This window comes from Sporosarcina sp. HYO08, from assembly GCF_001563475.1.
In the GTDB taxonomy this organism is placed as follows: Bacteria; Bacillota; Bacilli; order Bacillales_A; family Planococcaceae; genus Sporosarcina.
In genome coordinates this window covers 419,802-438,115 of record NZ_LPUT01000012.1, presented here as the reverse complement: position 1 = coordinate 438,115, position 18,314 = coordinate 419,802, and the positions used below count along the sequence as shown (strand labels likewise).

Here is an 18,314-nt window from a genome sequence, read left to right as displayed (position 1 = left end):
GTTTAATTGACCGCTAAAGACACCGTTGATCTAAATCGTTCCATTGCTTTTGTAATGTCTGCCTTATGCCCAAGCTCATTGAGTGTTTCACCAATGTATTGAATCGCATTTTCAAGCATTTGTGCTGTCGTATTCCCCATGTGACCAATTCGGAATGCTTTTCCGGCCAAATGTGCGAGTGCACCGGACACAATCACGCCTTTTTTGGCTAACGCTGCTCGGAATTCTGCATCATCAATACCTTCTGGATATTGAATACAGCTTAATGTGGAGGCTGCAACTGATTCGTCTGCAAGTGCTGTCATCCCGTATTCAGAAAGCGCCGCTCGAACTGCTCTTCCGAACGCATCATGCCTTGCATAACGTTTCTCTAGTCCTTCCTCTAAAACGAGCCGCATTCCTTCCTCATAAGCATAAATTAAATTCACTGGAGGGGTCGCGAAGTATTTCGATGGATCCTGCATAATAGGCAGCCAATTATAAATATCACAATAGTAAGCGGGAACACGGTCTATTTGTTTACGTGCTTCTAACGCAGTTTGGTTAAAAGCAATGATTGCAAGTCCAGGCGGAATGCCAATCGCTTTTTGTGACCCTGTTAAAATGATGTCAATTTTATCATTTGGATTGCTTCCATATACTTTGCTCATATCTTCTTCCATGGCCGCAGTTGCACAAACGCCGTCCAAGATTACAAGTGCTCCATGTTCCTTAATGATTGGCACGAGTGCTTCAAGATTTGCCGCAACACCAGTGGAAGTATCTGCATGTGTAATCGTAACAGCCTTATATTGCTTTTCTCCAAGTAGCTTCTCAACATCTTCCGGATCCACTTGCTTTCCCCATTCTGACTGAAGAATATCCACTTCAATCCCAAACGCCTTCCCTAGTGGAATGAAGCGATCACCAAAATATCCTTGACTAATGACTAGTATCTTCTCACCAGCCGCAACTGTATTAACAAGCGCCATTTCCATTGCGATTGTGCCAGACCCAGACACGATAAAGACTTCCCCATCCGTTTTGAATAGATTACGTGTCTGTTCCAGTACCTTTTTATAAATTGCAACAAACCGAGGATCCGTATGAGATCTCGTTTCACTCGCGAGCGCGTCATAGATCGAATCGACAACCGGCGTAGGTCCCGGTATTAACAACATTTCTTCGTTCCTCATCAAACATTCATCCCCTCTGCTTACTTCGTTACACGTTCTGTGTAATCTTGCTATGTATTCTCACTTCGTGATCTTTTGTAAAAACCCTTTTATTATCAAAATCACCAAAAGAAAAGGGCGTCATCTCATCAGTCAATCAAAGTTGACTTCAAGGAGCGCCCCAATACACAACATACTTCATACTTCGTTCATCCCAATACAGCGTTCGCATTCATACAGCAGCGAGACCACCTGCTCGACAATTTCACATCCACATTCACGACAATGTTTTTTAACTCTTTGTATCTCCTTTTGAGTCATCTGTTTCCCCATCCCCCACGCCTCCATTCGTTGTCATCCAATTCAATCATTCTTCATAGAAACCAATGCAACGCTCACATTCATACAGAGCAGATTCTACTTTCTCAACAATTTCACAACCGCATTCCCGGCAAATCTTGTTCGTTCTTATCATTTCTTTCATTGTACATCTCCTCCATTTTAAGAAGTTTTATTGGCAATCATGCCTTCTAACCTTTTAATCTACAACTTTCCTCATGCAATGTTCGCATTCATAAAGGGCAGATTCTACTTTCTCGATAATCTCACAGCCGCATTCCCGGCAAATCTTTTTGGATCGTTTGATAGATTTCGTCATCATGATCTCTCCTTTTGTAAAATTATTTATTTTTGAAGGAATGCCTCCTATCTTCGAAGAAAGAAGATAGGGGCAAATTCCAATCAAAACAATGATGGATGCGCGGCATTTGCAAGGTCATCTAATTGATTTTCACCGCGCTGAACTGCTTAAGCAAACTGCGCTGTTTCTGTGGAACCTTGCATCGCAGTTGTCGAAGATGTTCCGCCAGAAATAACTTGTGATACTTCGTCAAAGTATCCAGTACCGACTTCACGCTGGTGTCTTGTTGCAGTGTATCCTTTGTCTTCGCTTGCAAATTCAGCTTCCTGAAGTTTAGAGTATGCAGCCATTCCTTTATCTTTATAGCTATGTGCCAACTCGAACATGCTGTGATTCAAGGAGTGGAATCCTGCAAGTGTAACGAATTGGAATTTATAGCCCATTTTACCAAGCTCAACTTGATATTTCGCAATCGTTTCATCGTCCAAATTTGCTTTCCAGTTAAAGGAAGGTGAACAGTTATAAGCGAGCATTTTCCCAGGGAATTTCGCATGAATAGCATCCGCAAACTTCTGTGCTTCTTCCAAGTCAGGCGTTGACGTTTCACACCAAATTAAATCTGCGTAAGGTGCGTATGCAAGGCCGCGTGCAATCGCTTGATCAATCCCAGCATTCGTACGGAAGAATCCTTCCGGCGTACGCTCTCCTGTGATGAACTTTTGATCAACAGGATCAATGTCACTTGTGACCATATCCGCTGCATCTGCATCCGTACGTGCAATAAGCACAGTTGGTACACCCATGACATCTGCTGCTAATCTAGCTGCAGTTAAATTGCGAATTGCATTTTGGGTTGGCAGTAAAACTTTTCCACCCAAGTGTCCACATTTCTTTTCAGATGCTAGCTGGTCTTCAAGGTGAACGCCTGCCGCTCCCGATTCAATCATGCCTTTCATGAGTTCAAATACGTTTAGGGGACCACCGAAACCTGCTTCCATGTCTGCTACAATTGGAGCGAACCAATCGAATCCATCATCCCGTCCTTCTGCATGGTCAATTTGGTCGGCCCGCTGTAACGCCTGGTTAATCCGTTTAACAACAGCTGGCACACTATTTGCTGGGTAGAGGCTTTGGTCAGGATACATTTGACCAGAAAGGTTTGCATCTGCTGCCACTTGCCATCCACTTAAGTAGATTGCTTGTAATCCCGCTTTTACTTGTTGAACTGCTTGGTTACCAGTTAACGCACCGAGTGCATTGATGAAATCTTCCGTCTGCAATGATTTATATAGACGTTCAGATCCTTTTTTCGCCAATGTATGTTCAATTTGAACGGATCCGCGAAGTTTTACAACGTCTTCTGCGGAGTATGGACGTTTAATCCCTTTCCATCTTTCATCCTTTGCCCAGCTTTTTTCCAATTGCGCAATTTGTTCTTGTCTTGTACTCATTCCCATCACACCTTCCCTTTAATCTAGCAAATTTTGTTTTTATCTTAAGAAACTATTCTACAACACTGTTTCATAACAGTTAATGTTGTTATACAGTAATATATAACAGAATTTCTAAATTGTCTGTGCATTCTGACAAAAAGGTGTTTTTTTAAGACGAAATAGAATATAATTGGATGAAACTGCTTTATTTGATGATCGATTACAAGGAGGTTTGGAAGAAATTGAAAGAATCTGTACGACAATACACTGGAATCATGGAAGATTGGATACCGAAAGATGCTTCAATAGCAATCGCGATTGGTACACAGTACATTGACTATGTTCCTGGAAAGTACGATATTCGCTTAAAAGAGGGCGAACCAATCTCTCCCGGAAGCCTAGCGGAGAAAGTGATTGAGCAACGCAGTAAAGTCGAACAATGTATGGACGATAAGTTATTCGGAACACCCTATTACGGGATCGGCTACCCGATCGATGTTGAAGGAGAGCCCGGTGCCCTCATTATCATTTTGCCGCCCACTTATCGGGCTCCAATACTTGAAACCTTTTCCTTCCTGACTGGTAAACAAGAGGAAGAATGGAGTCCAATACCGGTTGAACATATTACACATATCGAAAGTTTAAATAAGAAAACTTGGTTTTATGCAGAAGGAGAACAATATCATATTGGCTATACATTAAAAGATTTGCATCCAAGACTACCGAATTTCTTTCTGCGGACACATCGCTCTTATATCGTGAATATTCAATTTATACGACGTATTGCAAGAGACTTTTCTTCAAATCTAGTCCTAACATTAAAGGATGGAACCGAATTGCCAGTCAGCCAGAAGTATATGAGTGACGTGCGGACAGTTCTTGGATTTTAGTTTGTCCTTTATATGTATGTTTACATCTATATGTTTATTTCTAATATTGACTGAAATTTCAATCTAACAAAAAGACCTATTAGTAAAAAATCCCTCTTCCGCTGACTAGCAAGAAGAGGGTTCGGTATTTTTGACTATTAAACTCGTTGTTTTTCCTCAAATGCAGCAATATGCTCTTCGTATTGGAATGTCAATGAAATTTCATCCCAGCCATTTAAAAGCATTTGTTTTTGATACGGATCAATCTCAAACGAATAGACTTTTCCATCCTGCGCCGTAACTGTCTGCTCTTCTAGATTTACTTCCACTTTAAAAGGTTCCTGCTGCCCATTCGCCAATAACTCTTCGACTTCCGCAACGCTAAGTTTAATAGGAAGAATTCCATTTTTAAAGCAATTGTTATGGAATATATCTGCAAAACTTGGAGCGATGACAACTCTGAACCCATAGTCCATAATTGACCACGGCGCATGTTCCCGGGAAGATCCGCATCCAAAGTTTTCGTGAGCGACCAGAATTTCTGACTCTTTATAACGCTCATCATTTAGGATAAAGTCTTTTTTCTCCTGTCCATTTTCATCAAAACGCCAATGATAGAATAGATACTTTCCAAATCCAGTTCGTTCGATTCGTTTCAAAAATTCTTTTGAAATAATTTGGTCTGTATCGACATTTTTTCGATCTAATGGTGTGATCACACTAACAACTTCATTAATTGGTTTCATTTCGCATTTCCTCCTTCAACTTAAGCCTTCGCTGCAACCATTTCACGTACGTCAACAAAATGCCCTGAGATCGCTGAAGCAGCTGCCATTGCCGGACTCATCAAATGCGTACGGGAGCCCGCACCTTGACGACCTTCAAAATTTCGATTGGACGTTGAAGCACAGCGTTCGCCAGCCGGAACAACATCATCATTCATCGCAAGACACATACTGCAGCCTGATTCGCGCCATTCAAAACCAGCTTCTAGGAAAATGGCGTCTAGGCCCTCTTCCTCCGCCTGCTTTTTCACTGTGCGAGAGCCCGGCACAACGATTGCTGTAACAGAAGGATGTACTTTTTTCCCTTTCACTACTTCTGCAGCTGCCTGTAAATCACTTAGTCGTGCATTCGTACAGGAGCCGATAAAGACGTGCTGAATATCAATAGAAGTTAATGGTTGTCCTTCTTCTAATCCCATGTAAGCAAGTGCCTTTTTTAATGCTTCGCGATCTGACTCTTCTTTGAAATCAGCAGCAAATGGCACGTGAGCGTTAATGCCCGATCCCATTGAAGGATTTGTTCCCCATGTGACAAATGGCTCAATTTCGTCCGCATCGATTTCTAAAACCGTATCATACGTTGCACCTTCATCTGTTGCAAGTGCTAACCAATTTTGTGCAGCTTGTTCAAACGCTTCGCCTTGCGGGACATAACGACGGCCTTTCAAATAATTAATTGTCGTTTCATCCGGGCTGATCAATCCTGCTTTCGCACCTGCTTCAATGGACATATTACAGATCGTCATACGCTCTTCCATCGTCAAGTTACGAATGGCTTCGCCCGTGTATTCGATAATATGACCTGTTCCCATATCAATGCCAAACTTTGCGATAATCGCCAAGATGACATCTTTCGCAGTAACGCCAAAGCCAAGTTTTCCATTGATACGGATTTCCATCGTTTTTGGTTTAGCTTGCCATAATGTTTGTGTTGAAAGAACATGTTCAACCTCACTCGTTCCAATACCAAATGCAATGGCGCCAAATGCACCATGGGTAGATGTATGGCTATCCCCACAAACAATCGTCTTACCAGGCTGTGTTAAGCCAAGCTCTGGTCCGATAATATGAACAATCCCTTGGTCTGGATGTTCCATGTCTGCAAGTTCAATCCCAAACTCCTGACAGTTTTTTTCTAGCGTTGTAATTTGTTTTTTGGCAATTGGATCTTTAATAATCGGCAAGTTTTTTGTCGGCACATTATGATCCATCGTCGCAAAGCAAAGATCTGGTCTGCGCACTTTTCGGTTCGCCAGACGCAAACCTTCAAACGCTTGCGGGGACGTTACTTCATGTAAAAGGTGAAGATCGATATAGAGTAAATCCGGTTTCCCCTTTTCTTCGTATACGATATGTTGTTCCCAAATTTTCTCAATAATTGTTTTCGCCATTTGCGCTGCTCCTTCCCATATATGTATTAGAAAGGGGGAGTTGGGATTTGCCCAACTTCCCCTTCTAAGTAAATTGCTTTTATTCGATTATACGTACGACAACATAATGCTATCCGAAACGGATTGTACATCAAGTTCATTGATTACTGTATCTGTCCATTCCTTTGTCGATAATACACGTTGACCTGGCCCCGCAAGATCTGCTGTGAAGCTGCCTTCTTCAAATACCGCGTTCACTGCTCTTTCAATTTCTGCTGCTTCCGTTTCCATTCCAAATGAATATTTTAACATCATAGCAGCCGATAATATTGCAGCAGCCGGATTTGCTAGACCGAGTCCCGCGATTTCAGGGGCAGAACCGTGAACGGGTTCGTATAGTCCAAATCCATCAGAACGTACACTTGCTGAGGGCATAACGCCAAGTGAACCTGTAATAACAGAAGCTTCATCGCTTAGAATATCTCCAAACATATTTTCAGTGACAATGACGTCATATGCACCTGGGTTTGTGATGAGTTTCATTGCACAGGAGTCAACGAGCGCATGTTCCACTTCAATATCCGGATATTCTTTTTTCTTTTCCTCAACGATTTCACGCCAAAGCTTACTCGATTCCAATACGTTTGCTTTATCCACAGATGTTACTTTCCCTTTACGTAAACGTGCCAGCTCAAACGCTTTGTCAACAATGCGTTCAATTTCCTCTCTTGTATAGACAAGGGAATCGACAGCCGATTTTTCTGTACGGCGGCTCGGTTGACCGAAGTACAAACCGCTTGTTAACTCACGGACAATCATCATGTCAACTTCTTTTGCAACTTCTTCTTTTAGAGGAGAAGCATGGAGCAAAGCCGGAACCGCCGCTACAGGACGCAAGTTTGCGAATAGGTCAAACTTTTTCCGAATCGCAAGGAGTCCTTTTTCTGGTCTTAACGCTGAAGGATTTTGATCCCATTTTGGTCCTCCGACTGCACCGAGAAGTACGGCATCACTCTCTTCACAAAGCTTAATTGTATCTTCTGGCAGTGGGTCGTTGAATTTATCAATTGCTTCGCCGCCGATCGCACCGAATTCTATATGAAATGTATGATTGAAGCGACGTGCAATTACTTCCAACACCCTTACTGCTGCTGCAGTTACTTCCGGCCCAATGCCGTCACCTGGTAATACCGCTACTCTCTTTTCCATAGAACTTCTCCTCCTTGTTTTAGTTTCATTAGACGGAATATTCCGTCTCTTATCAGTAGTTTAACTGACTGTTCTTTTTTCTTTAATAGCTATTTTCATTAAATGTCTGTTAATGGCATTTAAATACGCTTTCGCCGAGGCTTCTAATACGTCTTGCGCAACGTCACGGCCAATGGATACTTCCCCATCGATGCTCAAATTCACGACCGCTTCTCCTAGCGCATCCCGCCCTTTGCCGATGGACGTTACACGATAGTCCAGAATATGCACTTTTCCTTGTACAAGCTGTTCAAGTGTATTAAAGATCGCTTCTACTGAACCTGCACCTGTTGAAGCAACTGAAGTTGTTTCGCCATTTGGCAAGACAGCTGTTACTGTCGCTGTCGGAATATTCGCCGTGCCATATTGTACTTGCACATTCGTTAATTCATAGACTGGCGTTTCTTTATATTTAATCTGCTGATCGGTAAATAAAACGAATAGATCTTCTTCCGTAATTTCCTTTTTCCGATCCGCTAGCTTTTTAAATTCCGAAAATGCTTTGTTTAGTTTCTCATCTTCTAAGTCAAAGCCCATTGTAATCGCACGGTCTCTAAATGCATGACGTCCAGAGTGTTTTCCTAAAGCAAGCGGTGCTGCTTTATCGCCAATAAGTTCCGGCGTAATAATTTCATACGTTTCAGGATTTTTCAGCATGCCATCCTGGTGAATACCAGATTCGTGAGCAAATGCATTTTTTCCAACGACTGCTTTATTCGGCTGGATGACAACGCCCGTTAACTGACTGACAAGCTGACTTGTTCGTTTTATTTCCTTTAAATTGATGCCTGTTTCTAGGCCATAGAAATCTTTTCTAATATGCAAAGCGACTGCAATTTCTTCCAGTGCCGCATTTCCTGCCCGTTCCCCGATCCCGTTGATTGTTCCCTCTACTTGATCAGCGCCGTTTTCAATCGCCGCGATGGAGTTGGCAACCGCCATCCCTAAATCATCGTGACAATGCGCTGAAAGTTTGACCTTCTCAATGCCTGTTACATTTTCTTTCAAAAATTTAAACAGCGCACCGTATTCTGCCGGGGTTGCATAACCAACTGTGTCAGGAATATTAATCGTCGTCGCACCTGCTGCAATAACTTGATTAATAATACGAACGAGAAATTCACGATCTGAGCGAAACGCGTCTTCTGCTGACCATTGTACAAGCGGAAAGAACTTTTTGGCGTATTTTACAGCTTCAACGGCAATGTCGACGACTTGATCTGGTGTTTTCATCAACTTATATTCCATATGAATCGGAGAAGTTGCTAGAAATACATGGATATGCGGCTGTTCTGCACCACGAAGCGCTTCCCATGCTGCATCAATATCACTTTTCATCGCTCTTGAAAGTCCTGTGACTGTAGAATTCTTTACCAAATTTGCGATACGTTGTACAGCTTCGAAATCGCCCGGCGAGGAAGCAGGAAATCCTGCTTCGATCACCGCTGCACCGAACTTTTCAAGTTGCCGTGCAATTTCGATTTTTTCAGCTGTATTTAAGTTAATCCCAGCGGATTGTTCGCCGTCCCTTAACGTCGTATCGAATATGTCAATTTTGCGCACTCGCTACCACTTCTTCCTCTTTGGATTTTGCTCCTTCCTTCACGAACGGCATCATCGCACGGAGCTTTTGACCAACTTTTTCAATTTGATGCTCAGCCTCTGCTTTTTCAATTGCGTTGAAGTTTGGACGTCCATTTTCGTTTTCTGCAATCCACTCACGAGCAAATTTACCTTCTTGGATATCTGTTAGGATATCTTTCATACGTGCTTTCGTATCTGCATCAATGACACGTGGACCAGAAACGAAGTCGCCCCACTCTGCTGTATCGGAAACAGAATAACGCATACCTGCCATTCCGCCTTCGTACATCAAGTCAACGATCAATTTAACTTCGTGCAATGTTTCGAAGTATGCAAGTTCAGGCTGGTAACCTGCTTCCACTAACGTTTCGAAGCCTGCTTTTACAAGTGCAGTCAAACCGCCGCAAAGTACTGCTTGCTCTCCGAATAGATCCGTAACTGTTTCTTCTTCAAATGTTGTTTCAAGAACACCGCCGCGTGCTGAGCCAATTCCTTTTGCGTATGCAAGTGCAACGTCTTTCGCTTGGCCAGATGCGTCTTGATAAATTGCGAACAATGCTGGTACACCTGCGCCTGCTTCGTATGTTCTGCGAACAAGATGACCTGGTCCTTTTGGTGCAACTAGGAACACATCGACATCTGCCGGTGGATTGATTTGATCAAAGTGAACGTTGAATCCGTGTGCGAATACAAGTGATTTACCCGCTTTAAGAGCTGGCGCAATCTCTTCGTCATAAACTTGTTTCTGTCTTTCGTCTGGAAGTAAGATCATGATGATATCTGCTTCTTCAGCCGCTTCACGAACTGTTTTTACTGCAAGACCATCTTGCTTCGCTTGATCAAAAGATCTTCCTTCGCGAACACCTACAACAACGTCAAAACCTGAGTCTTTCAAGTTTTGCGCGTGCGCATGACCTTGTGAACCGTATCCAACGATTGCGATTTTTTTATCCTGTAGAACTGCTTCATTGATATCTTGGTTATAGTACATTTTTGTCATTGTAAATTCCTCCAATAGTGTGTGTTATTTTTTATCTATTATTTTAAAATGGATAACTGGGTTGTCGGCAATTTTTGCATGTCACGAACGCTTGCCGTAGCACCTGTTCGTGTCAATTCTTTAATGCCATATGGCTTGAGTAATTCAATGAATGCTTCAATTTTATCTGGATGCCCAACGACTTGATAGGTCACAACATTTTTGCTTGAGTCAAGGATTCTCGCACGGAATGGCTCAATGATGCTGTTCATTTCGCTTCGAACACTTGGTGGTGAAACGACTTTCACAAGCGCGAGTTCTCTCATGACAATCGATTTATCAGTTATGTCATTCACTTTCAGTACGTCAATTTGTTTGGACACTTGTTTGATCAGCTGCTCGACTTTTTGTTCATCTTCAACATTGACGATGAATGTCATTTTGGATATACCAGGTTGCTCGGTATGGCCGACCGTAATGCTTTCGATATTAAATTGTCTTTTCATGAGTAAGCCGGTTACTCGATTTAATACACCACTTTGATTGATAACAGTTACTGTGATTACTCGTTTCATTTTCGGCTCACCCCAATCATTTCATTTAATCCTTTTCCTGGCGCTACCATTGGATAGACGTTTTCTTGACGTTTCACGCGGCAGTCAATTAATACCGGTTCGTCGGATAGGAGAGCTTCTTCAAAGATTGTTTCCGCTTCTTCAAATGTCTTGATCCGATAACCTTTGATGTCATATGCTTCTGCCAGCTTAACGAAATCTGGTTGTACCGGAATTAACGATTGTGAGTAGCGCTCTTCGTAAAACGTTTCTTGCCACTGGCGAACCATTCCAAGTGCTTCGTTGTTTAAAATGACAACTTTAACGGGAATATGCATTTCTTGCAGCAATGATAATTCCTGTGCAGTCATTTGGAAACCTGCGTCTCCGACAACCGCAATGACTGTTTTGTCCGGCTTCGCAATTTGTGCACCGATTGCAGCTGGGAAGCCGAAGCCCATCGTTCCAAGTCCGCCTGATGTTACCCAATGATCTGGGTTATTCAACTTATAATATTGAGCCGTCCACATTTGATGTTGACCAACGTCTGTTGAGACAATGGCATCTCCCTTTGTAACACGATGAATAATTTCAAGCGCCTGTTGCGGAAGTAATTCATTTTCATCTTCGTTGTACCAAAGTGGGAATTTATCCTGCAATTCCCTTAAGTAGTTCAACCATTGTTTTGTGTTCGGGGACTCTACTTGATGTGTAAGCAATGCACCCAATGCTTCTTTTGCATCCGCTACAATCGGCACTTCTGTTGGGACGTTTTTCCCGATTTCGGCTGGGTCAATATCGATATGAATAACGGTTGCATTCGGTGCAAATGTTTCTAAATTCCCTGTTAAACGGTCATCAAAACGGGCCCCGATGTTAACAAGTACATCACATTCGCTTAAAGCCATATTAGATGTTACCGTACCGTGCATCCCGGCCATTCCAAGGAATAGCTCATGTTCACCGTGGATACTGCCAAGTCCTAGTAATGTATTTGTTACTGGAATTTGGTGTCTTTCAACAAACTCTTTTAATTCATCCATCGCTTGGGCGTGCAAGATACCCGCACCCGCAAGGATCAACGGCTTTTCTGCTGCCGCAATCGCTCGCACTGCTTTTTGTATTTGTAAGAAATTCGGAATCGTTGTTGGTTGATACCCCGGTAAATTTACTTCTTGATCGGACGCTTCTACTTCAACGAACATTTCTGATGCAATGTTCTTTGGAATATCGACAACGACAGGTCCTCGGCGTCCAGTTGATGCGATATGAAATGCCTCTTTAATGATACGGGGCAGATCTGCGATATCGTTCACTTGGTAATTATGTTTTGTAATCGGTTGTGTAATGCCGATGATATCTGCTTCCTGGAATGCATCTGTTCCGATTACCGTATTGGCAACTTGGCCAGTAAACACAACAAGCGGAAGTGAATCCATCATTGCATCCGTAATTCCCGTTACGAGGTTCGTTGCGCCCGGTCCAGAAGTTGCGATGACAACTCCAGGTTTCCCAGACACGCGTGCATAACCTTCAGCCGCATGAATAGCGCCTTGTTCATGACGTGCAAGTACGTGTGAAATCGGATTTTTGTAAAGGGCATCGTAAATTGGCAAGACCGCTCCTCCAGGGTATCCGAAAATAACGTCGACACCTTGATCCTTCAACGCCTGAATGAGTACAGCCGACCCATCTTTCGGTTGTGTTGTCATTTGTTCGTCCATCGGCATCGGCGGCATCGTCGCTTGCTTCGCTTGAACCTGAGCACTCATAACTAATTCCTCCTTGTTTTTCTGTGAATAATTAATCAATTTAAAATAAAAAGAAAAGCTTTTCCATCCAACGCAAAGAAACCTAACACTTCCTCGCATAGGGATGAAAAAGCTTTTCCATGGTACCACCCTGATTCGCAGCAAATTGCTGCCTCTTGAATAGATCATCTATTCACTGCTAACGAGCACGGCTACTGCAATGCCCGGGATTACCTAATCGGTTGCCCTTTTAGTAATCCTCTCCGAGGGGATGTCGTAAATAGTTGTATTATCGGCTTCCACCATGACCGATTCTCTGGAAATACAAGTTTCTATTTACTTTAACCTCATCAACGATTTCTTGTTTATTATATTTTCATGACGCCACCTGTACTTGCTGAAGTAACAAGTGCAGAATAACGGGCGAGCCAACCTTTTTTAATTTTCGGTTCGAACGGTTGAAGCTTTTCTTGACGATCTGCTAATTCTTGATCGCTTACTTCCAATTCAATTGTCCGATTTGTTAAGTCGATTGAAATAATATCTCCATCTTCAACAAGTGCAATCGGTCCGCCATCTGCTGCTTCTGGCGAAATATGCCCAATGGAAATTCCTCGGGATGCCCCTGAGAAGCGTCCATCTGTGATTAATGCTACTTTTGTTCCTAATCCTCTTCCTTGAATCGCGGATGTAGGCGCAAGCATTTCTGGCATTCCCGGTCCACCTTTAGGCCCTTCATAACGAATGACCACGACGTGCCCTTCTCGGACTGTTCCATTGTCAATGTTTTCTTGTGCATCTTCCTGCGAATTAAAGACAATCGCTTCGCCCCGGAATTCTTTAATGGAAGGATCTACCGCACCTACCTTAATGACTCCGCCTTCTGGTGCGATATTTCCGAACAATACGGATAATCCGCCGACTGGACTATGTGGATTCTCTTTCGTACGAATGATTTCTTCATCGAGAATCGGATAATCTTGAACGTCTTCACCAATTGTTTTACCTGTTACGGTAATTCGATCTGGATGAACAGCACCTGGAATTTTTGTTAGTTCATTAATAATAGAGCTTACGCCGCCAGCTTTAAAAATATCATCCATTGAGACATCTGATGCTGGCATAATTTTCGCTAAATACGGAACACGCTCCGCTACAGTGTTAATATCTTCAACTTTATAGTCAATTCCTGCTTCGTGCGCAATCGCAAGCGTATGTAAAACTGTGTTCGTTGAACCACCCATTGCCATGTCTAATGCAAATGCATCGTCAATTGCTTCTTTTGTAACGATATCACGTGGTTTCACATCTTCTTTCACCATACGAACCAATTGCTTGGCAGCTTCTTTAATGAGCTTGTGACGCTCGTCAGAAGTAGCAACGATTGTACCGTTTCCTGGAATTGTAACACCTAACATTTCCATTAAGCAGTTCATGGAGTTTGCAGTGAACATTCCCGAACAAGATCCACATGTTGGGCATGCATTGTTTTCAATGTCTAGTAGTTCTTCAGCTGTCATTTTACCTGATTTATAGGCACCGACACCTTCAAATACTGAAGTAAGCGAAAGTGTTTTCCCTTCTGAGGAAACGCCTGCTTCCATCGGACCACCTGAAACGAAAATGGAAGGTACATTTGTACGAACTGCCGCCATTAGCATGCCTGGTGTAATTTTGTCACAGTTTGGTATATAGAACACACCGTCAAACCAGTGTGCGTTAATGACTGTTTCTGCTGAATCCGCAATGAGCTCGCGGCTTGGCAATGAATAGCGCATACCGATATGCCCCATCGCAATTCCATCATCAACACCAATGGTATTGAATTCAAATGGAACTCCACCCGCTTCCCAAATTGCTTCTTTTACAATTTCAGCAAATTTGTTCAAGTGTTTATGCCCTGGAATGATATCGATATAAGAGTTACAGACGCCAATAAATGGTTTATCTAGATCCCTTGTCTTCACGCCTGTTGCATAAAGTAAACTTCGGTGTGGTGCTCGGTCCACGCCTTTTTTAATCATGTCACTTCTCATAGCATTCTCTCCTAACAACTCACTCACACGTCGTTCACTTTTTCTAAGTTTATAGAGTATAGTAACAATACGTATTCTGTGAAACGTCTGTATCCTTCATTTGGATTGATGTCATCATAACGCGGATAATTAGTTGAGTCAACAGTCTTTTTATAATTGTTACTCAATTAAAAAAAGTGATTATCTCTGTATACGCTTACAAATTGCGACAAATAGCGCAAACCCGCGATATATTGCATATGTCACAATTTGTTCACATTTTAAAAATGTTTTAGAAATGTTTTATAGACTCTTTCATCGGGTGGAGATTGGGTTTAATTTCGATACACATGAAAGGCTATGCCTTGGGGTAGGTTTGTATGCATCTTCTATCTATCACGCCAATAAATGGTGGCTAACCGCCCATATTTCATCGCAGACCACCAAAAAGCCGAACGGATGAATTCCGTTCGGCTTTCTAATTTATCGCATTTAATGAAAGGACCTATTCCGATCGTTATGTTGCTTGTCCTTTTTGCAGTCCCATTTGTTAAGATAATCAACTATGTCCTTGTAATTTTTAATAACATCTGCAAAAGAAGATGATGCCTCTGCCGCAGGAACAATTGCAGTTGCAACAAGTGCAGCAGTCGCAGTCTCTGCGATTAATTTGTCATATTTTTTATGTAAAAAAAACATTATTTTAAAAAAGCCTCCCGTGAAACGCGTATTGCCTTTGTTCGAAGTGTAAATCTATGACCACATCAAATGAATGACCTTCTATATACTAGCAATATTCTCCTTCTGTTACAATCGCTTTCTAAACTTACCAATACTTACCGAAATTATAATGCTTCAGACGATAATGTCTGTTAAATAAATAAAATTATTCACTCGCTGTTATCACCAATTACTAGATTCATCACTTATTAATCAAGCCAAATCCGTACTTCACGATATAATCAATCGGTAACTGTTGAGAGATCCTCACCTTACAGCAAGGAAAATTTTCTGTTACATATTTTTTTATTCCCATCAAAAGTAAGGCTGAATTGGTAACCGCCCCGCCCATTAAATAAAGTTTACATGGGATGTCTTGCAGTTCACTTTTTCTAATAACGGCAGCTACTAATAATGATAGTTCTGCTAATGCTTCCTTTAAAATACGATTCGCCTCTACATCAGCCGATTTTACAGCCGCATCCAAAATCATGGAAAGCTGAGCAATTGTACTTACAGCAAAATGAGTGCTATACAACGAGTTGGCTAGTGCTTCCACGGAAGGTAATTGAGTGAGTTGCAAGGCTTCTTGACGAAGCATAGTTTCCGGACCCCTTCCGTCTTCCATCCGAGCGATACTGCGAATAATCTCTCGTCCAATCCAATAACCACTGCCTTCATCACCTACTAAATGACCCCAGCCGCCAACACGAACCATTTTGCCTTTTCCATTCCTCGCGACAGCGATCGAACCCGTTCCGGATATGAGTAGAGCACCTGGCTCTTGTTCAACTGCCCCTAGAAGCGTTGCAAAAGCATCATTCTCCACGATGAGTTTGTTTGGGGAGAAATTTATATTATTGCATACTTGAACAATGATGTTAGAAACAACCGATCGATCGACGTCAGAATCGATCCCGGCAAGTGCAAAAACCGCTAGTTCTACAGGCAGTGCAGTCAATACAGGCTTGGCTTCTATCAGTAATTTTTGTAATACAGATATGACTTGATCGGCCCCAACTGTTTGATAATTGACCCCCTCACCGTAACCCGTATAGAGAATCGTTCCATCTTCTGAACGGATGGATACGATTGTTTTGGTCGCTCCCCCATCGACAGCCAACATAATTTTAGGCATTTCCACCACTTCCATTCCCATCGTGATCATTGCGCCAATCCGTCACAAATGACGTTAGTAATTTTTCCGCCATGATCATTGAGTGTTCTTTTTCGTTTAACCATTGCATGGACTCTTTAGCCATTTCTTTTGAACGAAGAAGAGACTCTTTCATCACCTCTTCATTTGGACCGCCAAGAACATTCCGAACCGCAATAAAATGCACCGGATTAAGCGCTTTTTGAAAATCTTCTTTTGAAATCGTTAATTTTCTATGTAATATTTTTAAAGACTCTTGATTGACTGCTTCCCAAGTAAGCCCCTGAATCGATGCTTGGTCCGTCTCCATCAATTGCTGAACACACTGACTAACCATTTGATGCGCTTGTCTGAAAGATGCTTTTTCCGTCCGGACGAGTGTATCTGCCAATTCCGTCACAGTTGCAAAGCTTTTTTCGGCACGTTTTCGCAATTGGTCTTTATTCACCTTCATCGTTAAGACGACACTGCCAAACAGTTGATAAATGCCAATGAGTCGGTCAATCGCTTTCCATAAAAACGGCTGCATATCATCTTCTGTATCAACAATATCGCCAAAAGGCGTATTGTGAACCATCGTTAGTACAGTGTTTGCGTCCCCCACAACAGCAGATAATAATGAGCGCATATGTTCAATCGAAACCGGATTGCGTTTTTGCGGCATAATTGAACTAATTTGAACGTATGGACTGGCTAATGTAAAAACGTTAAACTCCTGCGTAGCCCATATTAACAAGTCCTGTACAGTTCGCCCCATATTGAGTGCAGCTAATTGAACAGCACTAGCTGCTTCTGTAATATAATCGGCCCCTGCGACAGCATCCCATGAATTTTCGATCACTTCATCAAAAGCGAGAAGATCCCGCATTCGCTCTCGGCTAATGGCAAATCCAGATGTCGTTAAGGCAGCAGCGCCCATACTGCTGCGATTCACTGTCGCAAATGCCGCTTGAACGCGTTTAAAATCACGCCCAAGCTGGTCAATAACAGCTTTTAAATAATGCGCCAATGTTGTTGGCTGTGCTTGCTGGGTATGTGTATAGCCAATCATGACGGTGTCAATATGCTCCTCACAAAAGATGATTAACGCATCCTTCAGCGCAATCATTTCGCTCATTAATTCAAGCAGCTTCTTTCGAAGTGTCATCCTATAAATCGCAATCCCCATATCATTCCGGCTTCTTGCAATGTGCAAATTACCTGCAACTTCACCAACCTGTCCTATCAAATCATGTTCAATCCGAAAAAACAAATCCTCAAAGAGCGGATTATATGGATCCGTACTATAGTAATCTACATCCAATACAGCCAGCGCTTTGCCAATAGTCCTTGCATCAGATTTCTTCACAATGCCCCGCTCTTCAAGCATTTTCAAATGGGCGACATGAATTTGCACCATAGCAGTCAAAAAATATTTCTTTGCTTCATCATAAGCAGGTTGTAAGACCATTCGCCGGTATGTTTTTGAAGGAAACTCTTTCCCTTCCATTTCATTTATTCGTTCTGTTAATTTTCTTAGCATGTTGCACACACCTTTCAATCCCGAATGCTTACCTGCATTCAGTAACATTTAGATTCAACTTTTCGTTTTACACAAAAAACTGAGTGTTATTCCTCGTTTACTCCTCGATTCTAACCAAAAAGCTGAAAAACCTTTCGACAAAATCCGCATTTCACAGCGTCTGTGGATAAGTTTATTCACAAACTACCGTTTATAAGATAACGATCTACTAGAATACAAACAAGTTAACCACAAGTTATCCACTTCTCTCTGTGGATAAAGGAACGGTTGTTCCAAATGTTTTTATTTGATAGATTGGATATACAGCAACGATACTTACCACTCTATGATCTTAACTTTCATTATATACATGAATTTTTCACATGGAGGTGATGGATAAATTGAAAAAATTATCCGATGAACTATTACTTCAAACTTATTACAAAGCACTTGCACTAAAATTAAATCCCCAATTCATTGATCTTCTGAAACACGAACTGAATACGAGATCTTTATATTTCAAGATCAAGCAATCTTCTTAATCCCATTCTCCCC

At 42.1% G+C, this 18,314-nt stretch carries 14 protein-coding genes and 1 other annotated feature; of the genes, 2 read left to right on the top strand and 12 right to left on the bottom strand.

Annotated features, from left to right (window positions below):
• Positions 1–2: 2 nt before the first annotated feature.
• Together AU377_RS06490 and aceA are read right to left on the bottom strand one after the other, a co-directional pair.
• The gene (locus AU377_RS06490) at positions 3–1,175 is read right to left on the bottom strand and encodes an alanine--glyoxylate aminotransferase family protein (protein ID WP_067405888.1); all 1,173 of its coding nucleotides are present in this window, start codon (positions 1,173–1,175) and stop codon (positions 3–5) included.
• A gap of 786 nt (positions 1,176–1,961) precedes the next feature.
• Positions 1,962–3,245 carry an isocitrate lyase gene (aceA, locus tag AU377_RS06485; RefSeq protein WP_067406123.1) on the bottom strand — a complete coding sequence of 428 codons (1,284 nt, stop codon included), beginning with the start codon at positions 3,243–3,245 and terminating at the stop codon, positions 1,962–1,964.
• 224 nt (positions 3,246–3,469) lie between these two features.
• On the opposite strand from aceA, the gene AU377_RS06480 reads away from it, so the two are divergent.
• Entirely contained in the window at positions 3,470–4,117 is a 648-nt protein-coding gene (locus tag AU377_RS06480; RefSeq protein ID WP_253724400.1) for a LytTR family DNA-binding domain-containing protein, read from the top strand.
• Between the two features lie 137 nt (positions 4,118–4,254).
• Here the strand turns inward: AU377_RS06480 and leuD are convergent, their stop codons facing one another.
• From leuD to argH, 10 genes are all read right to left on the bottom strand, one after another.
• Positions 4,255–4,842: a 3-isopropylmalate dehydratase small subunit gene (gene leuD / locus AU377_RS06475; protein ID WP_067405885.1), complete on the bottom strand. Its 588-nt coding sequence runs from the start codon at positions 4,840–4,842 to the stop codon at positions 4,255–4,257.
• A gap of 20 nt (positions 4,843–4,862) precedes the next feature.
• Positions 4,863–6,272, bottom strand: a complete 1,410-nt coding sequence (gene leuC / locus AU377_RS06470) for a 3-isopropylmalate dehydratase large subunit (RefSeq protein WP_067405882.1) — start codon at positions 6,270–6,272, stop codon at positions 4,863–4,865.
• A gap of 87 nt (positions 6,273–6,359) precedes the next feature.
• The gene (gene leuB / locus AU377_RS06465) at positions 6,360–7,460 is read right to left on the bottom strand and encodes a 3-isopropylmalate dehydrogenase (RefSeq protein ID WP_067405879.1); all 1,101 of its coding nucleotides are present in this window, start codon (positions 7,458–7,460) and stop codon (positions 6,360–6,362) included.
• A 60-nt stretch (positions 7,461–7,520) separates the two neighbouring features.
• Complete coding sequence (locus AU377_RS06460) at positions 7,521–9,062, bottom strand: 2-isopropylmalate synthase (protein ID WP_067405876.1); 1,542 nt, start codon at positions 9,060–9,062, stop codon at positions 7,521–7,523.
• On the bottom strand, positions 9,049–10,083 hold the full coding sequence (ilvC, locus tag AU377_RS06455) for a ketol-acid reductoisomerase (protein WP_067405873.1): 1,035 nt from the start codon (positions 10,081–10,083) through the stop codon (positions 9,049–9,051). Before ilvC ends, AU377_RS06460 begins: the two co-directional genes overlap by 14 nt.
• Positions 10,084–10,121: 38 nt before the next feature.
• Positions 10,122–10,637, bottom strand: coding sequence for an acetolactate synthase small subunit (ilvN, locus tag AU377_RS06450; protein ID WP_067405870.1), 516 nt, complete (start codon positions 10,635–10,637; stop codon positions 10,122–10,124).
• On the bottom strand, positions 10,634–12,355 hold the full coding sequence (ilvB, locus tag AU377_RS06445) for an acetolactate synthase large subunit (RefSeq protein WP_253724409.1): 1,722 nt from the start codon (positions 12,353–12,355) through the stop codon (positions 10,634–10,636). Before ilvB ends, ilvN begins: the two co-directional genes overlap by 4 nt.
• 129 nt (positions 12,356–12,484) lie before the next feature.
• Positions 12,485–12,730, bottom strand: a binding site (T-box leader).
• 5 nt (positions 12,731–12,735) lie between these two features.
• The gene (gene ilvD, locus AU377_RS06440) at positions 12,736–14,403 is read right to left on the bottom strand and encodes a dihydroxy-acid dehydratase (protein WP_067405869.1); all 1,668 of its coding nucleotides are present in this window, start codon (positions 14,401–14,403) and stop codon (positions 12,736–12,738) included.
• A 901-nt stretch (positions 14,404–15,304) separates the two neighbouring features.
• Positions 15,305–16,240: an N-acetylglucosamine kinase gene (locus tag AU377_RS06430; RefSeq protein ID WP_067405863.1), complete on the bottom strand. Its 936-nt coding sequence runs from the start codon at positions 16,238–16,240 to the stop codon at positions 15,305–15,307.
• Entirely contained in the window at positions 16,233–17,780 is a 1,548-nt protein-coding gene (gene argH / locus AU377_RS06425; RefSeq protein ID WP_067405860.1) for an argininosuccinate lyase, read from the bottom strand. Before argH ends, AU377_RS06430 begins: the two co-directional genes overlap by 8 nt.
• 380 nt (positions 17,781–18,160) lie before the next feature.
• Here argH and AU377_RS06420 point away from each other — a divergent pair, with 380 nt between their 5' ends.
• Positions 18,161–18,301, top strand: a complete 141-nt coding sequence (locus AU377_RS06420; protein WP_067406113.1) for a sporulation histidine kinase inhibitor Sda — start codon at positions 18,161–18,163, stop codon at positions 18,299–18,301.
• Positions 18,302–18,314: the final 13 nt, after the last annotated feature.